This is a genomic window from Streptococcus sp. WM07, assembly GCF_004570525.1.
Lineage (GTDB): Bacteria > Bacillota > Bacilli > Lactobacillales > Streptococcaceae > Streptococcus.
Map to the genome: position 1 here is coordinate 1 of NZ_SPPZ01000213.1, position 419 is coordinate 419.

Genomic DNA, 419 nt, shown 5'->3' on the forward strand with positions numbered 1-419 from the left:
GGCCATGGCGGGTGCTGGCGCAGCAGTGGGCCAATGAGGTGGGGCCTTGGGTCTTTACCGGTGCGGATCAACTGCTGGCCGTGGCAAAGAATCTGAGCCCATCGGGTGACAACGGCGTGGATACGCGCTGGTGGCATATGCGCCTGGCCTTGCTGCGCATGATGCACATGCAAGACGACTTTGAGCTGGCTGCGCTGGACTACTGCGTGACCTACGAGGTGTCTCCTCCTTCATGGGTTGACCCTGTCTGCCAGTTCACGCATGACGGGCAACAGCCAGAGGCTTTGTCTCTGGAATTGAACAGCCAACTGTTTGCGCCAGACACTCTGCCGCCGACGACGTTGCACGCCAATACCTTGTGGCGCGAGCGTGCGCCCATGTTTGCGCTCAAAGGCGTGATCGAGGGCGATGCCTTGCCA

The 419-nt window shown here is 60.9% G+C and carries 1 pseudogene; it reads left to right on the forward strand.

Features of this window, described 5'->3' with window-relative positions:
- Positions 1-11: 11 nt before the first annotated feature.
- Positions 12-419: pseudogene (locus E4T71_RS09045) on the forward strand (hypothetical protein); the annotation flags it as partial.